We start from the raw sequence: 16,495 nt of genomic DNA, 5'->3' as shown, positions 1-16,495 counted from the left end.
TGTCGTGGGAGGGTCGCCTCAGGCCGAGCCGAGTTCGTTGTCGATGAAGGCGAAGACGTCGTCGGCGGTGGCGTCCTCCAGCCGTCCGGCGACGCCGGCCTCCTCCCGGCCGAGGGCCGTGTCCAGGTCGCCGAGCAGCGACCTCAGGCGGCCGGTGATCCCGCCCTCTTCGATGTCCTCGGCGCTCAGGCCGCCGAGCCGGGCGGCGATCCGGTCGAGGTCGGCGAGGACCGAGTCCACGGAGGAGGTGGCCGAGCCCGCGAGTTCGGTGCCCAGGTGCTGGGCGAGGGCGGCGGGCGTGGCGTAGTCGAAGATGAGCGTGGCCGGCAGCGGCACCCCGGCGGCGGCGCTGATCCGGTTGCGCAGGTCGACGGAGGTGAGGGAGTCGAAGCCGAGGTCGCGGAAGGCGGTGGTCGGCTCGACCGCGTCGGCGTCGCCGTAGCCGAGGACGGCGGCGGCCTGGCCGCACACCAGCTCCCGCAGGGCGCGGTCGCGTTCGCCGCCGGTGAGGCCGGCGAGCCGCTCGGCGAAGCCGTCGGCGGCGCCCGCCTGTTCGGGTCCGCCGGTGCCGGGGCGGGCCCCGGGCAGCGTGGACAGCAGGGGGCTCGGCCGGGTCGCGGTGAAGGCGGGCGCGAACACCGTCCAGTCGACGTCGGCGACGGTGACGGCGGTGTCCCCGCCGGCCAGCGCGCGGTGCAGCGCGGTGAGGGCGCGGTCCGGGTCGAGGAGGGACATGCCCATGGCGCGGGCGGCGGAGCGCACGGTGCCGTGGGCGGCCATGCCGTCGCCGCCCCAGGGTCCCCAGGCGACCGAGGTGGCGGGCAGCCCGAGGGAGCGGCGGTGTACGGCGAGGGCGTCGAGGTAGGCGTTGGCGGCGGCGTAGTTGGCCTGGCCGGCGCCGCCGACGGTGGCGGTCAGGGAGGAGAACAGCACGAATGCCGACAGGTCCCGGTCCGCGGTGAGTTCGTGCAGGTGGCGGGCGGCGTCGGCCTTGGCGGCGAGGACGCGGCCGAACCGTTCGGGGGTGAGGGCGTCCAGGACGCCGTCGTCGAGGACGCCGGCCAGGTGCAGCACGGCGGTGAGGGGGTGTTCGGCCGGTACGGAGTCCAGCAGGGCGGCGAGAGCCCGGCGGTCGGCGACATCGCAGGCGGTGAGCGTGACCCGGGTGCCGGCGTCGGTGAGTTCGCGGACCAGGTCGGCGGCGCCGGGCGCGTCGGGGCCCCGGCGGGAGGTCAGCAGCAGGTGGTCGGCGCCCTCGGCGGCGAGCCAGCGGGCGACGGCCTGGCCGACGGCGCCGGTGGCGCCGGTGACCAGCACGGTGCCGGAGGGCTTGAAGGGCGCGCCGGCCCGGGCGGGGGCGGGCTCCAGGCGCCGGCCGTAGGCGCCGGTCTCGCGCAGGACGACCTGGTCCTCGTCACCGCCGTCGCGGAGCAGGGCGGCCAGCCGGGCGAGGGTCTGCGGGCCGGGTTCGGCGGGCAGGTCGGCCAGTCCGCCCCAGCGCTCGGGGTGTTCCAGGGCGGCGACCCGGCCGAGGCCCCACACGGGGGCCTGGTCGAGGCCGGTGACGGCGTCGGCCGGGCCGTGGGCGACGGCGTCGCGGGTGACGCACCACAGCGGGGCGGTGACCCGCGCGTCGCCGAGGGCCTGGACGAGGGCGGCGGTGACGGCCGGTGCGGTGGCGGGCGCCAGCAGGGACAGCACCCCGTCGACGCCGTCCCCTCCGGCGAGCAGCGCGGCGAGTTCGGCGCGGCCGGCCATCACGGGCACGGTGCGGGTGTCGAGGGTGAGGCCCTGTCCGGCGAGCCCGGTCAGGACGGCGGTGGTCCAGGGGTCGTCGGCGGCGGGGACGACGGCGAGCCAGTGCCGGCCGCGCGCCGGGGTGGCGGCGGGGGCCAGCGGCTCCCAGGCGACGCGGTAGCGCCAGCCGTCGGCCGCCGCGTCGGTCTGCCGCCGCTCGTGCCAGGCGGCCAGGGCCGGTACGACGGCGGCGACGGAACCCTGGTCGGCGACGCCGAGGGTGGCGGCCACGGCGGTGACGTCCCGGTCGCGGACGAGGTCCCAGAACGGGTCGGCGGCGTCGCCCGCGCGGGCCGTCGCCGACCGCTCGGCCTGCAGGATGGGGGCGTCCTCCCAGTGCCGGTCGCGGCGGAAGGGGTAGGTGGGCAGGGTGACCTTGCGGCCCCCGGCGAACACCGCCGTCCAGTCGGGGCCGGTGCCGGTCAGGTGCAGCCGGCAGACGGCGTCGAGGAGGGCGGCGTCCTCGTCGCGGTCGCGGCGCTGGGTGCCGATGACGACCGGCACCGCGTCCTGGGCCAGGTTGCTGAGCACCGCGTCGGGGCCGACCTCCAGGAAGCGGGTGGCGCCCTCGGCGGCCAGGGTGGTGACCCCGTCGTGGAAGCGGACGGCCTCCCGGACGTGCCGGACCCAGTACTCGGGCGAGGTGAGCCGGTCGGCCAGGCGGCCGGTGACGTTGGAGACGACGGGCACGGCGGGCTCGCGGAAGGTCAGCTGCGCCAGCACCTCGCCGAACGCCTCCAGCATGGGTTCCATGCGGTGGGAGTGGAAGGCGTGCGAGACCTTCAGCCGGGTGGACTTCTCCACCCGGGCGGCGACGGCGAGCACGGCGTCCTCGTCGCCGGAGACCACCACGGCGCGCGGGCCGTTGACGGCGGCGATGTCGACGCCGTCGGTGAGCAGCGCGGTGACCTCGGCCTCGGTGGCGAGCAGGGACACCATCGCGCCGCCGGCGGGCAGGTCCTGCATGAGCCGGCCGCGGGCGGCGACCAGGGCGACGGCGTCCTTCAGGTCCAGGACGCCGGCGACGTGCGCGGCGACGACCTCGCCGACGGAGTGCCCGGCGAGCAGGTCCGGGCGGATGCCCCAGTGCTCCAGCAGCCGGTACAGGGCGGTTTCGAAGGCGAACAGGGCAGCCTGGGTGTAGACCGTCCGGTGCAGGGGGGCGGGGTCGGTGTCCTCGTCCCACATCACCTCGCGCAGCGGCCGGTCCAGGTGGGTGTCGAACGCGGCGCAGAGCTCGTCGAGGGCGGCGGCGAACACCGGGAACGCGGCGTACAGGGCGCGGCCCATGCCGGGCCGCTGGGAGCCCTGCCCGGAGAACAGCACGGCGAGGCGCCCGGGCTCGGGGGCCGCCTCGGCGGGCCGGCCGCCGTCGGCGACGGCGCGCAGGCCGGCCAGCAGTTCGTCCCGGTCCCGGCCGGTCACGGCGGCCCGGTGGGGGAACACGGTCCGGGTGGTGGCCAGCGAGTACCCGACGTCGTAGGGGTCGAGGCCGCCGGCCGCGGCGAGCAGCCGCTCGGCCTGCCGGCGGACGGCGTCGGGGCCCTTGCCGGACAGCACCCAGGGGATGACGGGCAGCGCGGCCCGCTCGGGGGCGGCCTGGTCCGTCGCGGCGGGGGGCGCCTCCTCCAGGATGGTGTGGGCGTTGGTGCCGGAGATCCCGAAGGAGGACACGCCGGCGCGGCGCGGGCGGCCGTCGGGGGTGTCCCAGCGGCGGGGCTCGGTGAGCAGCCGGACGTCTCCGGCACTCCAGTCGACGGCGGTGGAGGGCCGCTCGACGTGCAGGGTGCGGGGCAGGGTGCCGTGGCGCATCGCCATGACCATCTTGATGATGGCGCCGACCCCGGCCGCGGCCTGCGGATGGCCCATGTTGGACTTGAGGGAGCCGAGCCACACCGGCCGGTTCTCCGGCCGGTCCTGGCCGTAGGCGGCGATGACGGCCTGGGCCTCGATGGGGTCGCCGAGGGTGGTGCCGGTGCCGTGCGCCTCGACCGCGTCGATGTGGTGCGGGGCGAGCCGGGCGTCGGCGAGGGCCTGCCGGATGACGCGGATCTGGGCCGGGCCGCTGGGCGCGGTCAGGCCGTTGGAGGCGCCGTCCTGGTTGACGGCCGAGCCGCGCACGACGGCCAGCACCTCGTGGCCGTTGCGCAGCGCGTCGGACAGCCGCTCCACCAGCAGCATGCCGGCGCCCTCGGCCCAGGCGGCGCCGGCGGCGTCGTCGGAGAAGGAGTGGCAGCGGCCGTCGGGGGACAGCGCGCGGCGCTCGCTGAACTCGATGAACATCTCGGGGCTGGCCATGACGGCGGCGCCGCCCGCCAGCGCCAGGGAGCACTCGCCCTTGCGCAGCGACTGGATCGCCTGGTGCAGGGCCACCAGGGAGGAGGAGCAGGCGGTGTCCATGGTGACCGCGGGACCCTCCAGGCCGAGGGTGTAGGCGATGCGGCCGGAGACGATGCTGCCGGAGATGGTGCCGCCGATGTAGTCGTGGTGCATCAGGCCGACGAAGACACCGGTCGGGGTGCCCTTGACGGTGGTGGGGTCGATGCCGGCCCGTTCGAAGGCCTCCCAGGTGACCTCCAGCAGCAGCCGCTGCTGCGGGTCGGTGCCGGGGGCGTCCTTGGGGCTGATGCCGAAGAAGGCGGGGTCGCACTCGGCGGCGTCGTGCAGGAAGCCGCCGTGGCGGACGTAGGTCTTGCCGGGGGCGCCGGGCTCGGGGTCGTAGATCGCCTCGGTGTCCCAGCCGCGGTCGGCGGGGAACTCGGTGACGACGTCGATGCCCTCGTCGACGATCCGCCACAGATCCTCGGGGGTGCGCACACCGCCCGGGTAGCGGCAGCCCATGCCGATGATGGCGACGGGCTCGCGCTCGCGGTCCTCCAGCTCCCGCACGCGGCGGCGGCTGCGCTCCAGCTCGGTCGTGGCCCGCTTGAGGTAGTCGCGGAGCTTGCCGGCCGTGGCCGAGTCTTCCATCACAGGGCTCCCAGTTCGTTGTCGATCCTGGCGAAGAGTTCGTCGTCGCTGGCGTCGCCGAAGTCCTCGGGCGCCGCGGGCGCGGGGTGCCGTCCGTGGGTGTCCTGCCAGTCGCGCAGCAGCGCTTCGAGGCGGGCGGTGACGCGGGCGTGGCTGCCGTCCTCGTCGGGCAGGGCGTGCAGCGCGGCCTCGAGGCGGTCCAGCTCGGCCAGCGCCGACCGGGCCCGGTCGGCGGGTCCGGGCACCAGCGCGGTCTTGAGGTGGGCGGCGAGGGTGGTCGGGGTGGGCTGGTCGAAGACGAGGGTGGCGGGCAGGGTCAGGCCGGTGGCGCCCGCGAGGAGGTTGCGCAGTTCCACGGCGGCGAGCGAGTCGAAGCCCATCTCCTGGAAGGCGCGCTCCGCCTCCACCGCCTCGGGCGAGGGGTGCCCGAGCACGGCGGCGACATGGGTGCGGACCAGCTCCAGCAGGGCGCGGTCGCGGTCGGCGTCGGCCAGCGGTGCCAGCCGCTCGCGCCAGCCGCCGGCCGGCGTGCCGGGTTCGGCGCCGGGGCGCCTGGCGGGCCGGACCAGGCCGCGCAGCAGCGCGGGTACGCCGTCGGTCCGGGCGCGCACCGCGGCGGTGTCCAGGCGGACGGGCACCAGGACGGCGTCCTCGCCGCCGGGGCCCGCGTCCAGGGCGCGCAGCCCCTGTGCGGGGGTCAGCGGCGGCAGGCCGAGCCGGCGCAGCCGTTCCAGATCGGCGGCGTCGATGCCGGAGCCCATGCCGTCGGTGCCGGACCACAGGCCGTAGGCGAGGGAGACGGCGGGCAGGCCGAGCGAGCGGCGGTGGGCGGCGAGGCCGTCGAGGAAGGTGTTGGCGGCGGCGTAGTTGGCCTGGCCGCCGCCGACCAGCAGACCGGCGGTGGAGGACAGCAGCACGAACGCCGACAGGTCCCTGCCGCGGGTCAGTTCGTGCAGGTTCCAGGCGGCGTCCACCTTGGGCCGCAGCACCCGGTCCACCCGGTCCGCGTCCAGGCCGGCCAGTACGCCGTTGTCGACGACGCCGGCGGCGTGCACCACGGCCCGTACGTCGTGTCCGGCCAGCAGCGCGGCGAGCTGGTCCCGGTCGGCGGCGTCGCACCGGGCGACGGTCACCTCGGCGCCCGACTCGCGCAGGGCGTCGGCGAGTGCGGTGGCCCCGGGGGCGTCCGGGCCGCGCCGGCCGGCCAGCAGCAGGTGCCGTACGCCGTGCGCGGTGACCAGGTGGCGGGCGATCAGGGCGCCGAGGCCGCCGGTGCCGCCGGTGATCAGGACGGTGCCGTCCGGGTCCCAGACGGGCGGGCCGCCGGGCTTGGCGCGGGCCAGCCGGGGCAGCCGTACCTCGCCGTCCCGCACCGCGACCTCCGGTTCCCCGGCGGCGAGCGCGGTGGCGAGGGCCGCTTGGGGGCCGGCGCTGCCGTCGCTGTCGACCAGCAGGAACCGCCCGGGGTGCTCGGCCTGGGCCGCGCGGACCAGTCCGGACAGGGCCGCGTGGGCGAGGTCGCCGGCGCGCAGCAGCACGGCGAGCCGCCGCCCGGCGTACCGCTCGTCGGCGGGCCAGGCGCGCAGCACGTCCAGGACCGCGTGCACCCGTGCGCGCACCAGGGCGGGCAGGTCGGATACGGCGTCGGGGACGGGCGGTACGGCCAGGACGACCAGGTCGGGCACGGGGCCTGCGGCGGTGAGGGCGTCGAGGTCCGGGTGGTGGGGGGCGTCGAGGCCGGTGTCCTCGGGGCCGCTGCCGCCGAGGCCGCACACGGCCGGCGCGGGCGGGGCCCCGGCCGCCGCGGCGGGCGCCGGGACGAGGTCCACCCGGTACAGCGGGTCGTCGCCGTCCGCGGCGAGCTGCTCGGCCGAGACGGGGCGGGCCACCAGGCCGCGGACGGTGGCGACGGGCGTGCCGGTGGCGTCGGCCAGGGTGAGGGCAACGGTGTCGGGGCCGGACGGCGCGAGGCGCAGGCGCAGGGTGTCGGTGCCCGCCGCGTGCAGGGTGACGCCGTCCCAGGCGAACGGCAGGACCGCCTGGCCGCCGGGCAGGTCCAGCAGGTTGACGTGCAGGGCGGCGTCCAGCAGCGCCGGGTGCACGCCGTACGCGGCGGCGGTGGCGCGGGCACCGTCGGGCAGGGCCGCCTCGGCGAACAGTTCGTCGCCGCGCCGCCACATGGCGCGCAGGCCCTGGAAGACCTCGCCGTAGCCGTAGCCGGTGCGGGCGAGCGCGGGGTAGAGGCCGTCCAGGCCGACGGGTTCGGCGTCCCGCGGCGGCCAGTCGGTCAGCCCGGCCGGGTCCGTGCCCTGGGCGGCCGGCTGGGTGAGGACGCCCGCGGCGTGCCGGGTCCAGGGCGCGTCGGGGGTGTCGGCGCGGCGCGACCAGATGGTCAGCTCGCGCTGTCCGTCCCGGTCGGCGCCGACGGCGGCCTGGACGGCGAGGGCGCCGTGCTCGGGCAGGATCAGCGGGGCGTGCAGGGTGAGTTCGCCGACGCTGTCGCAGCCGGTGTGCCGCGCGGCCTGGAGGGCCATTTCCACAAAGGCGGTGCCGGGCAGCAGTACGGTGCCGTGCACGGCGTGGTCGGCGAGCCACGGGTGGGTGGCGCGGGAGAGCCGGCCGGTGAGGACCGCTCCCTGGGTGTCGGGCAGGTCGGTCGCGGCGCTGAGCAGGGGGTGGCCGGTGGCGCGCTGGCCCAGGCCGCCGGCGTCGCCGCCGCCGCCGGTGCCGGCGTCCAGCCAGAGGCGTTCGCGCTGGAAGGCGTAGGTGGGCAGGGCGGCGGGCCGGGCGTGGTGCGGGGCGAAGAAGGCCGCCCAGTCGACGTCGGTGCCGGCCGCGTGCAGCCGGGCCACGGCCGTGACCAGGTCGCGTTCCTCGTCGCCGGCCCGGCGCAGTGCGGCGACGGTCACGCTGTCCGCGGGCACGCAGTCGGCGGCGAGCGCGGTCAGGGCGGCGTCCGGGCCGACTTCGAGGAACGCCCGGACACCCAGTTCGCGCAGGGTGGTCACGGCCGGGGCGAAGCGGACGGTGTGCCGGACGTGGTCCACCCAGTAGCCGGGGGTGGTCAGGTGCGCGGGGTCGGCGAGGGCGCCGGTGAGCGTGGACACGAGGGGGATGCGGGGCGCGGCGTAGGCGCACGCGGCGGCGGCCTCGGCGAAGCCGGCGAGCATCGGTTCCATCAGCGGCGAGTGGAAGGCGTGCGAGACGGTGAGCCGCTTTCCGGTGCCGAAGCGGGCGGCGAGGGCGGCGACGGCGTCCTCGGCGCCGGAGATCACCACCGAGCGCGGGCCGTTGACGGCGGCGAGGCCGACCCGTGCGTCCAGGTGGGGGGTGATCTCCTCCTCGGTGGCGCGCAGCGCGGCCATGGCGCCGCCCTCGGGCAGGGCCGCCATCAGGGTGCCGCGGGCCAGGACGAGCTTCACGGCGTCGGGCAGGGACAGCACCCCGGCGGCGTGGGCGGCGGCGATCTCGCCGACGGAGTGGCCGGCCACGTAGTCGGGGGTGACGCCCCAGGACTCCAGGAGCCGGTAGAGGGCCACCTCGGTGGTGAAGAGGGCGAGCTGCGCGTAGTCGGTGCGGGTGAGCAGGGCGGCGTCGCCGTCGATCACCTCGGCGAGCGGCCGTTCCAGGTCCGGGTCGGCGAGGGCGCACACCGCGTCGAAGGCGTCGGCGTACACCGGGAAGGCCCGGTGCAGGGCGCGGCCCATGCCGGTGCGCTGGGCTCCCTGCCCGGTGAACAGGAACGCGGTCCTGCCGCCGGTCCGGGTGAGCGGGGTGGCGGTGCCGAGCGCGGCGAGCAGTTCCGCGGTGTCCCGTCCGACGGCGACGGCCTGGTGCTCGTGGCGGGCGCGGGTGGTGGCGAGCGACAGCGCGAGGTCGGCCGGTCGGGCGCCGGGGTGGGTGTCGAGGTGCTCGCGCAGCCGGGTGATCTGCGCGGTGAGGGCTCCGGGGGTGCGGGCGGAGACGATCCAGGGGACGCAGCCGTCCTCCCGGGCGGGCGAGCCGGGTGTGTCCTCGTCCGGTCCGGGGTCGGCGGGCGCCTGTTCCAGGACGACGTGGGCGTTGGTGCCGCTGATGCCGAAGGAGGAGACGGCGGCGCGGCGGGGCCGTCCGGTGTCGGGCCACGGGCGCCGTTCCAGGGCCAGTTCGACGGCTCCCGCGCTCCAGTCGACCTGGTCGGTGGGCGCGTCGACGTGGAGGGTGGGCGGGACCTCGCCGTGCCGCATGGCCAGCACCATCTTGATGACGCCCGCGACGCCCGCGGCGGCCTGGGTGTGTCCGAGGTTGGACTTGACCGAGCCCAGCAGCAGCGGCTCGGCCCGGTCCTGGCCGTAGGCGGCGAGCAGCGCCTGCGCCTCGATGGGGTCGCCGAGGGAGGTGCCGGTGCCGTGTGCCTCGACCACGTCGACGTCGGCGGGGGCGAGCCCGGCACCGGCCAGGGCCTGCCGGATGACCCGCTGCTGGGAGGGGCCGTTGGGCGCGGTCAGCCGGCTGCTGGCGCCGTCGGAGTTGACCGCGCTGCCCCGGATCACGGCGAGCACCGGGTGGCCGTTGCGGCGGGCGTCGGCGAGCCGCTCCAGCAGCAGCATGCCCGCGCCCTCGCCCCAGCCGGTGCCGTCGGCCGCGGCGGCGAACGCCTTGCAGCGGCCGTCCGGGGCGAGCCCGCGCTGCCGGCTGAAGTCGACGAAGGTCTCCGGGGTGGACATCACGGTGACCCCGCCGGCCAGTGCCAGCGAGCACTCGTCGGACTGCAGCGCCCGTACCGCCCAGTGCAGGGCGACCAGGGAGGAGGAGCAGGCGGTGTCGACGGTGACGACGGGCCCTTCGAGCCCGAAGGTGTAGGCGACGCGGCCGGAGGCGATGCTGGCGGCGCTGCCGTTGGCCAGGTAGCCGCCGAGGTCGTCGGGCACGGAGCCGAGGCGGGTGGCGTAGTCGTTGTACATGACGCCGGCGAACACGCCGGTGCGGCTGCCGCGCAGGGCGGCGGGGACGATGCCGGCCCGCTCGAAGGCCTCGTGGGAGGTCTCCAGCAGCAGCCGCTGCTGCGGGTCCATGGCGAGGGCCTCGCGGGGGCTGATGCCGAAGAAGCCGGGGTCGAAGTCGGCGGCGTCGTGCAGGAAGCCGCCGGTGCGGGCGTAGGTCTTGCCGGGCCGTGCCGGGTCGGGGTCGTACAGGGCGTCCACGTCCCAGCCGCGGTCGGCGGGGAAGTCCGTCACCGCGTCGGTGCCGGTCGCGACGAGGTCCCACAGGTCCTCGGGGGTGGTGACGCCGCCCGGGTAGCGGCAGCCGATGCCGATGACGGCGACCGGGCCGTGGGCGCGTCGCTCGTTCTCGCGCAACCGCCGCCGCGCCTCCCGCAGGTCCGCCGTCGTCCGCCTGAGATAGTCGAGCAGTTGCTCTTCGTTGTTCACCAGCGCGCCATCCGATCGGGATCGAAGTGAGGGCCTGGGCCGTGCGGATCGCCTCCGGACGGTCGCCGGTCCGCTTCCCCTCCGCTGGTGGGAGGCTAGGCAGGGGGCGGTGACGCAAGACACCCCTACGGCCCCCAGGGGCCCCCTCGGCGGCTAAGGGGTCCCCCTGCGGCGTCGGCACCGCGGGGCCGGGACGGGGTCACCCGCCGGCCGGGGCGACGGACGCGAGCCGGTAGCTGCCGGCCAGTTCCCTGACCTCCACGGAGACCACCGCCGCGCGCACGCCGGCCGTCCGCAGGTGTCCGTCGAGCAGGGCGAGCACGCTCTCGGACAGGCGGGCCCGCTGGTGCTCGGGGCGGCCGGCCAGGAGGCCCACCTCGACGTGCACGAAGCCGGTCTCCCCGCTCGACAGGTCCCCGACGTGGGTCTCCACGGGCCGGACCAGCGTCTTGCACACGCCCGCCGAGCCGGATTCCTCCAGGACCAGCGGATGCAGCTCCTTCACGAGGACGCTCGCGTCGAGGACCCCGGCCAGGTGGGAGGAGTAGTCGATGGTGAGGTGCGGCATGCGGGACCTTTCATCACACTTCCTAGTTTCTCAAGGCAACTATTTTCCCCCACGGTGGCCGGCCCCCGACGCCCGCCCCGGCCCCGCTGCCCGCTCACATAGGTTGTGCGCATGATCGAGGACGCGAAGACGAGGCCACGGGCGGTGCCGGCGCAGCACCGGGCCCGGGGCCGGCACGCCGCCCCCGGAGGCCGGGCGGACCGCCGCAAGGGCCGGCGCAGGAAGAGACCGGCACAGGGCGGGCCGGCCCGCGCCTCGCTGCTGATGGCCGCGGGCACCGTGGTCTCCCGGGCCACGGGGCTCATACGCACGGTGCTCCAGGCCGCCGCGCTCGGCACGAGCCTGCTGGCGAGCACCTACAACACGGCCAACACCGTGCCGACCAGTCTGTACACGCTCCTGATCGGCGGCGCCCTCAACGCCGTCCTCGTCCCGCAGCTGGTGCGCGCCCGCGCCACCCACCCCGACCAGGGCCGGGCCTACGAGCAGCGGCTGGTGACCCTCGTGGTGTGCGTCCTCGGCGCCGGGACGGCGCTGGCGGTGTGGGTGGCGCCGCAGATCGTCGGCGTCTACATGCGGGACACCCCCGGCAACCACGAGGCCTACCGGCTGACGGTGACCTTCGCCCGCTATCTGCTGCCGCAGATCTTCTTCTACGGCCTGACCGGCATCTACGGCCAAGTCCTCAACGCCCGCGAAAAGTTCGGGGCGGCGATGTGGACGCCGGTGCTGAACAACGTCGTCCTGGTCGCCATGTTCGGCGCCTACCTGGGCCTGATGACGGCCCCCGGCCGGGTCGAGGACATCACGGCCGGCCAGGTCCGGCTGCTGGGCATCGGCACCACCGCGGGCATCGCCGTGCAGGCCCTCGCCCTGATCCCGTTCGCCCGGGCGGCGGGATTCCGCTTCCGGCCGCGCTTCGACTGGCGCGGCACGGGCCTGGGCTCCAGCGTCCACGCGGCCAAGTGGACCCTGCTGTACGTCCTGGCGAACCAGGTGGCCCTGGCCGTGGTCACCAACTACGCCAACGCCGCCGACCAGAAGCTGCCGGACGCGGGCGCGGGCTACTCGGCGTACACCTACGCGCAGACCATCTGGATGCTGCCGCAGTCCATCGTCACCGTGTCGCTGGTGACCGCGCTGCTGCCGCGCATGAGCCGGGCCGCCGCCGAGGGACGGGTCGCCGACCTGCGGGCGGACCTGTCGCGCTCCCTGCGGGTCAGCGGCGCCGTCATCGTGCCCGCCGCCTTCTTCTTCCTCGCCCTCGGCCCGCTGCTGGCGGTGCTGCTGTTCGCCCACGGCGCCGCCGACGCGGACTCGGCCCGGCCGCTCGGGCACATGCTCCAGGCGTTCGGCCCCGGGCTGATCCCGTTCTCCGCCCAGTACCTGCTGCTGCGCGGCTTCTACGCCTTCGAGGACACCCGCACGCCCTTCTTCATGGCCGCGTGGGTCGCCGTGGTCAACATCGCCCTCGCCACCGCGTGCCATGTGCTGCTGCCCGCGCGCTGGGCGGTGACGGCGATGGCCGGGGCGTACACGCTGTCGTACGCGGTCGGGCTCCTGGTGACCGCGCGGCTGCTGCGCGGGCGGCTCGGCGGCCGCCTCGACGACGGGGCCCTGCGCCGCACCTACGCCAAGCTGCTGGTCGCCGCGGGGCTCGCCGCGGCCCTGGGCCGGGCGGTCGCGCACGTCTGCGCCGGCCGCCTCGGCACCGGCACCTGGCCCGCGGTGTTCGCGCTGGCCGCGGGCACGGTGACGCTGGCCGTGGTCTATCTCGCGGCGGCCCGCCTGATGCGGGTCGCGGAGCTGCGGCGCCTGCCCGGCCTGCGCTGACGCGGCCGGCGGGGCGGCCGGCAGGGGCGGGGCCGCCCGGCACCGCGCCGGCGGCGCGTCGCTCAGGAGCCGCCGGTGTGGCCGGCCGCCGCCCGCTTCAGCAGGGAGTTCAGCAGGTGTATGTCGGGCCGGCGGGTGGTGCCCGAGCGGCTCACGGTGAAGACGGTCCGGCTGACCGGCCTGGTCAGCGGGTGCAGGCTGACGCCGGCGATGTCGTCCGGGACGGCGAGCCGGGGGGCCAGCGCGACGCCCGCGCCGGCCGCGACCAGCGAGGTCAGGACGGCGAAGTCGCTGCTGCGCACCCGGATGTCGGGCACGAACCCGGCGGCGCCGCAGGTGCGCTGGATCATCTCGTAGCAGGAGGTGTCCGGCGCGGGCGTCAGCCAGGGCACCCGGGCGAGGGCGGCGAGGTCCGCCGGCTGCCCGGGAGCCAGCCCCAGCCGGTCCGCGTGGCCGGAGCGCAGCACGGCCACCACCGGGTCCTCCATCAGGGCCTCCTGCTCGCTGCCCGAGGGGAAGTCGCGCGGCAGCACCGTGTAGCCGTGGACGACGGCCACGTCGGTCTCCCGCTTGTGCAGGGCCGTGAGCGCGTCCCCCGGCTCCAGGACGGTGAGCTGGAGGACGAGCCGGCGCGACCACGCCTCGTCCTCCTCGGCGAGCGCCCGGTACACGGCGGGGAACAGGGTGCGGGCGGCGGAGGAGAACGCGGCCACCCGGACCTGTCCGCGCCGGCCCCCGCGCAGCGCCGCGAGGTCGGACTCGGCGGCGGCGAGGTCGCCGAGGACCACCTCCGCGTGCGCGACCAGCAGCTCCCCGGCGCTGGTCAGCCTGAGGGTGCGACCGTGCTTCTCCACGACGGGCAGACCGGCCTCGCGTTCGAGGACGGCCAGTTGCTGGGAGACGGCCGGCGCGGTCAGGTGCAGGGCCTCGGCCGCCGCCGCGACGGTGCCGTGGATGGCCAGGTGGTGCAGGATCCTGAGCCGGCGAACATCAAGCATCACCACAGCTTACGCTTCACATAACGAAAGCTAACTGGACCTTCTTGTTTCGCTCTCGGCATCGTAGAGGAATGCGCACACGGTTCGCCTCCCCCAGCTTTCTCGCCCTGGCCGGCACGGTGGTGCTCTGGGCGTCCGCGTTCCCGGCGATCCGGGTGGGGGTCGCCGGGCTGGGCCTGGCGGCGCTGTCGCTGCTGCGGCTGGCCATCGCCGCCGTCGTGCTGGCCGCCCTCGCGCCGTTCGCCGGGGTCCGGGTGCCCAGGCGGAGGGACCTGCCGCAGATCGCCCTGTGCGGGCTCACCGGCATGACCGCGTACCAGATCCTGCTGAACTGGGGCGAGATCCACGTCGAGGCGGGCACCGCGAGCCTGCTGATCGCCGTCGCTCCCGTCTTCAGCGTCCTGCTCGGCAGCGTCTTCCTCTCCGAACACATCAGCCGCAACGTCGCCGTCGGCAGCGTCATCGCCCTCGCGGGCACCGCCATCGTCACCCTGAGCGAGGGGGTGTCCGGGTTCACCGCCGCCTCCCTGGTGGTGCTGGCCGCGGCCGTCGTCCAGGGCGTCTACCACTTCGCCACCAAACCGCTGCTGGGCCGCTACACCGGCCTCGAGGTGGCCACGTACGCCATGATCGCCGGCACGGTGTTCGCGCTACCGCTGGTGCCCGCGACGGTCCGGTCCGTGGCCCACGCCCCCATGGACGCGCTGCTGGCGGTGCTCTTCCTCGGGCTGCTGCCGTCCGCCCTGGGCTTCGTCATCTGGGGCTACGCCGTCGCCCGCCTCCCGCTGGCCGTGTCCACCGCCGCGCTGTACCTGGTGCCGCCCGTCGCCCTGCTGGTGTCCTTCGTCTGGCTCGGGGAGGTCCCGCACCCGGTCGAACTGCTCGGCGGCGCCGTCGTCGTGGCCGGTGTCGTCCTGATCAACCGCCGCCGTCCCGCCGCGACGGCGCGGCCGCGGGCCGTCGCCGGGCGCGCCGGCCGCGAGGAGAGCACGGGCGAGCGCGCCGACGAGGCGCCCATACGCCGCTGAGCCGCCCCGGAACGCGTGCGGTCGTCAGGAGGGCGCCGGGAAACACTCATGCTCGCCTCCACTCCACCGTCGTCGAGAGAAGTCGGCCGAGCTTGGCACACCGGCCCTTCCCCTGTACGCCCACGTGAGCCATGTTCATCCACATGAACAAGGCCGGTAGTGGTCGAAAGGCCCCGCAGCGCGCTGTTAGGTTGCGGGGCGTGGATCTCTTCCAGCGCTCGTGGGCCGCCTTGCGTGCGGCCGTCGCCGGGCTCGCCGACGAGGACTTCGCGCGGCCGTCCGGCTGTGCCGGCTGGCTCGTCCGGGACCTGGTGTGCCATCTGGTGATCGACGCCCAGGACGTGCTGATCACCCTGGTGACGCCCGCCCCGGGAGAACCGACGCACGACGCGGTGGGCTACTGGCACGTCACGGACACCCCGCCGGCCGGCGACGACCCGCTGGACGCGCTGACGGTCCGGCTGGCCGCCGCGTACGAGGAGCCGGGGCTGCTGAAGTTCCATCTGGACGACGTCGGTTCGGCCGCCGGACGCGCGGCGGGGCTGGCCGACGCCGGGCTGCGGGTGAGCACGCAGGACATGGTCCTCACCGCCGGCGACTACCTCTCGGCGTACGTCCTGGAGTGGACCCTGCACCACCTGGACCTGATCGCGCACCTGCCCGGCGCGGCCCGGCCGCCCGCCGAGGGCCTCGCCCGGACGCGCGCGATGCTGGAGGAGATCGCCGGGGCGCCCTTCCCCGCGTCCTGGCCCGACGAGGACGCGCTGCTGATCGGCACCGGCCGCCGGGCCCCGACCGGCGGCCAGCGCGCCGAACTGGGCGGCCCACTGGCCGGAAGGCTCCCCCTGGTGCTCGGCTGAGCCGCTCCCGCGGCCCCCGTCACCCGGCTCCGCACACCGGGTAGAAGGGCGCCGGCCCGGCATGCGGGAGACGGGCCGGCGGGTGGTAGCCGGTGGCGTCGGCGTCCGTGGTGTACGCGCGGGCGTCGGTCCCGAGCCCGGTGCGCGGATCGCCCAGCCGGGCCTGGAACACATACACCCCGTCGCCGGCGTAGGTGTAGGCCGCCAGGTCGGGGTACCGGTCGTGGTTGTAGTCGGCCACGGCGATGTCCTGTGCGGCGCCGAGGTCCAGCCGTACGACACGCCGGCTGCGACCGGTGCCGGAGAAGGGCCCGAGCCGCAGTTCGGCGACGCGGGGCGGGACCGGGTCGTCGCCGCCCTGGGTCCGCCCCGCGACCACGACCAGGTCGCTCCAGCCGTCCCGGTCGAAGTCCGCGACGACGGCGCGCACATACTGCTGCCGCCCTCCCGGGCGGTCGGCCAGCCCCCGCGCCGGGACGGTCCGTTCGCGGGGCGAGCCGGCGCCGAAGGCGATGGCCAGACGGGCACCGCGGTGGGAGGGGTCGGTGATCCGGTCCGGGCGGCCGTCGTTGTCCACGTCGGCGATCAGGTCCCCGGAACCGGTGAGACACGCGGTGACGGCGGAAGGTCCGGCGGGGCGCGGCGGGGGCTTTCCCAGGGAGTCCTCGCATCCGGCGCCGAGCAGCAGGACGGCCACGGCCAGGGCCGCGCGGACGGCACGCCCCCGCCCGGGTGTCCCGGTGTGTCCACGCTCCGCCGCCATGAGGACGCATCGTAGTCATCGCGCCTCGCGGGTACGGGGGTTGGGGTGTCTCCCCCGGCGCCCCTCGCCCGGGTCCGCCACCGGCGCCGCGACGTCTGCCGGCCGGGGACCACGCAAGTCCCGCGCATGACACCGGAGTTCGCTGTGTGACGCCGCTTCGGCGAGACCCGAACAAGGCGGACACATGACTCTACCGTCGTGTCTGTCGTCACGAAGGGTGAGAACGGGTTAACTCACCCGTATCATCCAGGTGTCGCATCACAAGCG

At 76.1% G+C, this 16,495-nt stretch carries 8 protein-coding genes; 3 read left to right on the top strand and 5 right to left on the bottom strand.

The window, feature by feature from the left end; all coding sequences use genetic code 11:
• Positions 1-18: 18 nt before the first annotated feature.
• The 3 genes from ACZ4W9_RS20450 to ACZ4W9_RS20440 all read right to left on the bottom strand — a co-directional run bounded on the left by ACZ4W9_RS20450 (position 19) and on the right by ACZ4W9_RS20440 (position 10,746).
• Positions 19-4,767, bottom strand: a complete 4,749-nt coding sequence (locus tag ACZ4W9_RS20450; RefSeq protein WP_467937684.1) for a type I polyketide synthase — start codon at positions 4,765-4,767, stop codon at positions 19-21.
• Positions 4,767-10,178: a type I polyketide synthase gene (locus ACZ4W9_RS20445; protein ID WP_467937682.1), complete on the bottom strand. Its 5,412-nt coding sequence runs from the start codon at positions 10,176-10,178 to the stop codon at positions 4,767-4,769. Before ACZ4W9_RS20445 ends, ACZ4W9_RS20450 begins: the two co-directional genes overlap by 1 nt.
• Before the next feature lie 199 nt (positions 10,179-10,377).
• Positions 10,378-10,746, bottom strand: a complete 369-nt coding sequence (locus ACZ4W9_RS20440; RefSeq protein ID WP_467937680.1) for a 5-carboxymethyl-2-hydroxymuconate Delta-isomerase — start codon at positions 10,744-10,746, stop codon at positions 10,378-10,380.
• A gap of 264 nt (positions 10,747-11,010) precedes the next feature.
• Here ACZ4W9_RS20440 and murJ point away from each other — a divergent pair, with 264 nt between their 5' ends.
• A complete protein-coding gene (gene murJ, locus ACZ4W9_RS20435; protein ID WP_467937771.1) occupies positions 11,011-12,579 on the top strand; it encodes a murein biosynthesis integral membrane protein MurJ in 1,569 nt (522 codons plus the stop codon).
• Positions 12,580-12,641: 62 nt separating this feature from the next.
• On the opposite strand, the gene ACZ4W9_RS20430 is transcribed toward murJ, so the two are convergent.
• A complete protein-coding gene (locus tag ACZ4W9_RS20430; protein WP_467937678.1) occupies positions 12,642-13,577 on the bottom strand; it encodes a LysR family transcriptional regulator in 936 nt (311 codons plus the stop codon).
• 71 nt (positions 13,578-13,648) lie between these two features.
• On the opposite strand from ACZ4W9_RS20430, the gene ACZ4W9_RS20425 reads away from it, so the two are divergent.
• Complete coding sequence (locus tag ACZ4W9_RS20425; protein WP_467937676.1) at positions 13,649-14,605, top strand: DMT family transporter; 957 nt, start codon at positions 13,649-13,651, stop codon at positions 14,603-14,605.
• 200 nt (positions 14,606-14,805) lie between these two features.
• Positions 14,806-15,465 carry a maleylpyruvate isomerase N-terminal domain-containing protein gene (locus ACZ4W9_RS20420; protein ID WP_467937674.1) on the top strand — a complete coding sequence of 220 codons (660 nt, stop codon included), beginning with the start codon at positions 14,806-14,808 and terminating at the stop codon, positions 15,463-15,465.
• A gap of 19 nt (positions 15,466-15,484) precedes the next feature.
• Here the strand turns inward: ACZ4W9_RS20420 and ACZ4W9_RS20415 are convergent, their stop codons facing one another.
• Positions 15,485-16,228, bottom strand: a complete 744-nt coding sequence (locus tag ACZ4W9_RS20415; protein ID WP_467937672.1) for an FG-GAP repeat domain-containing protein — start codon at positions 16,226-16,228, stop codon at positions 15,485-15,487.
• Positions 16,229-16,495: the final 267 nt, after the last annotated feature.

It is taken from the genome of Streptomyces sp. NPDC029296 (genome assembly GCF_055569255.1).
Note: the sequence above shows the minus strand (reverse complement) of the source record. Positions and strands in the feature narration are given on the sequence as shown.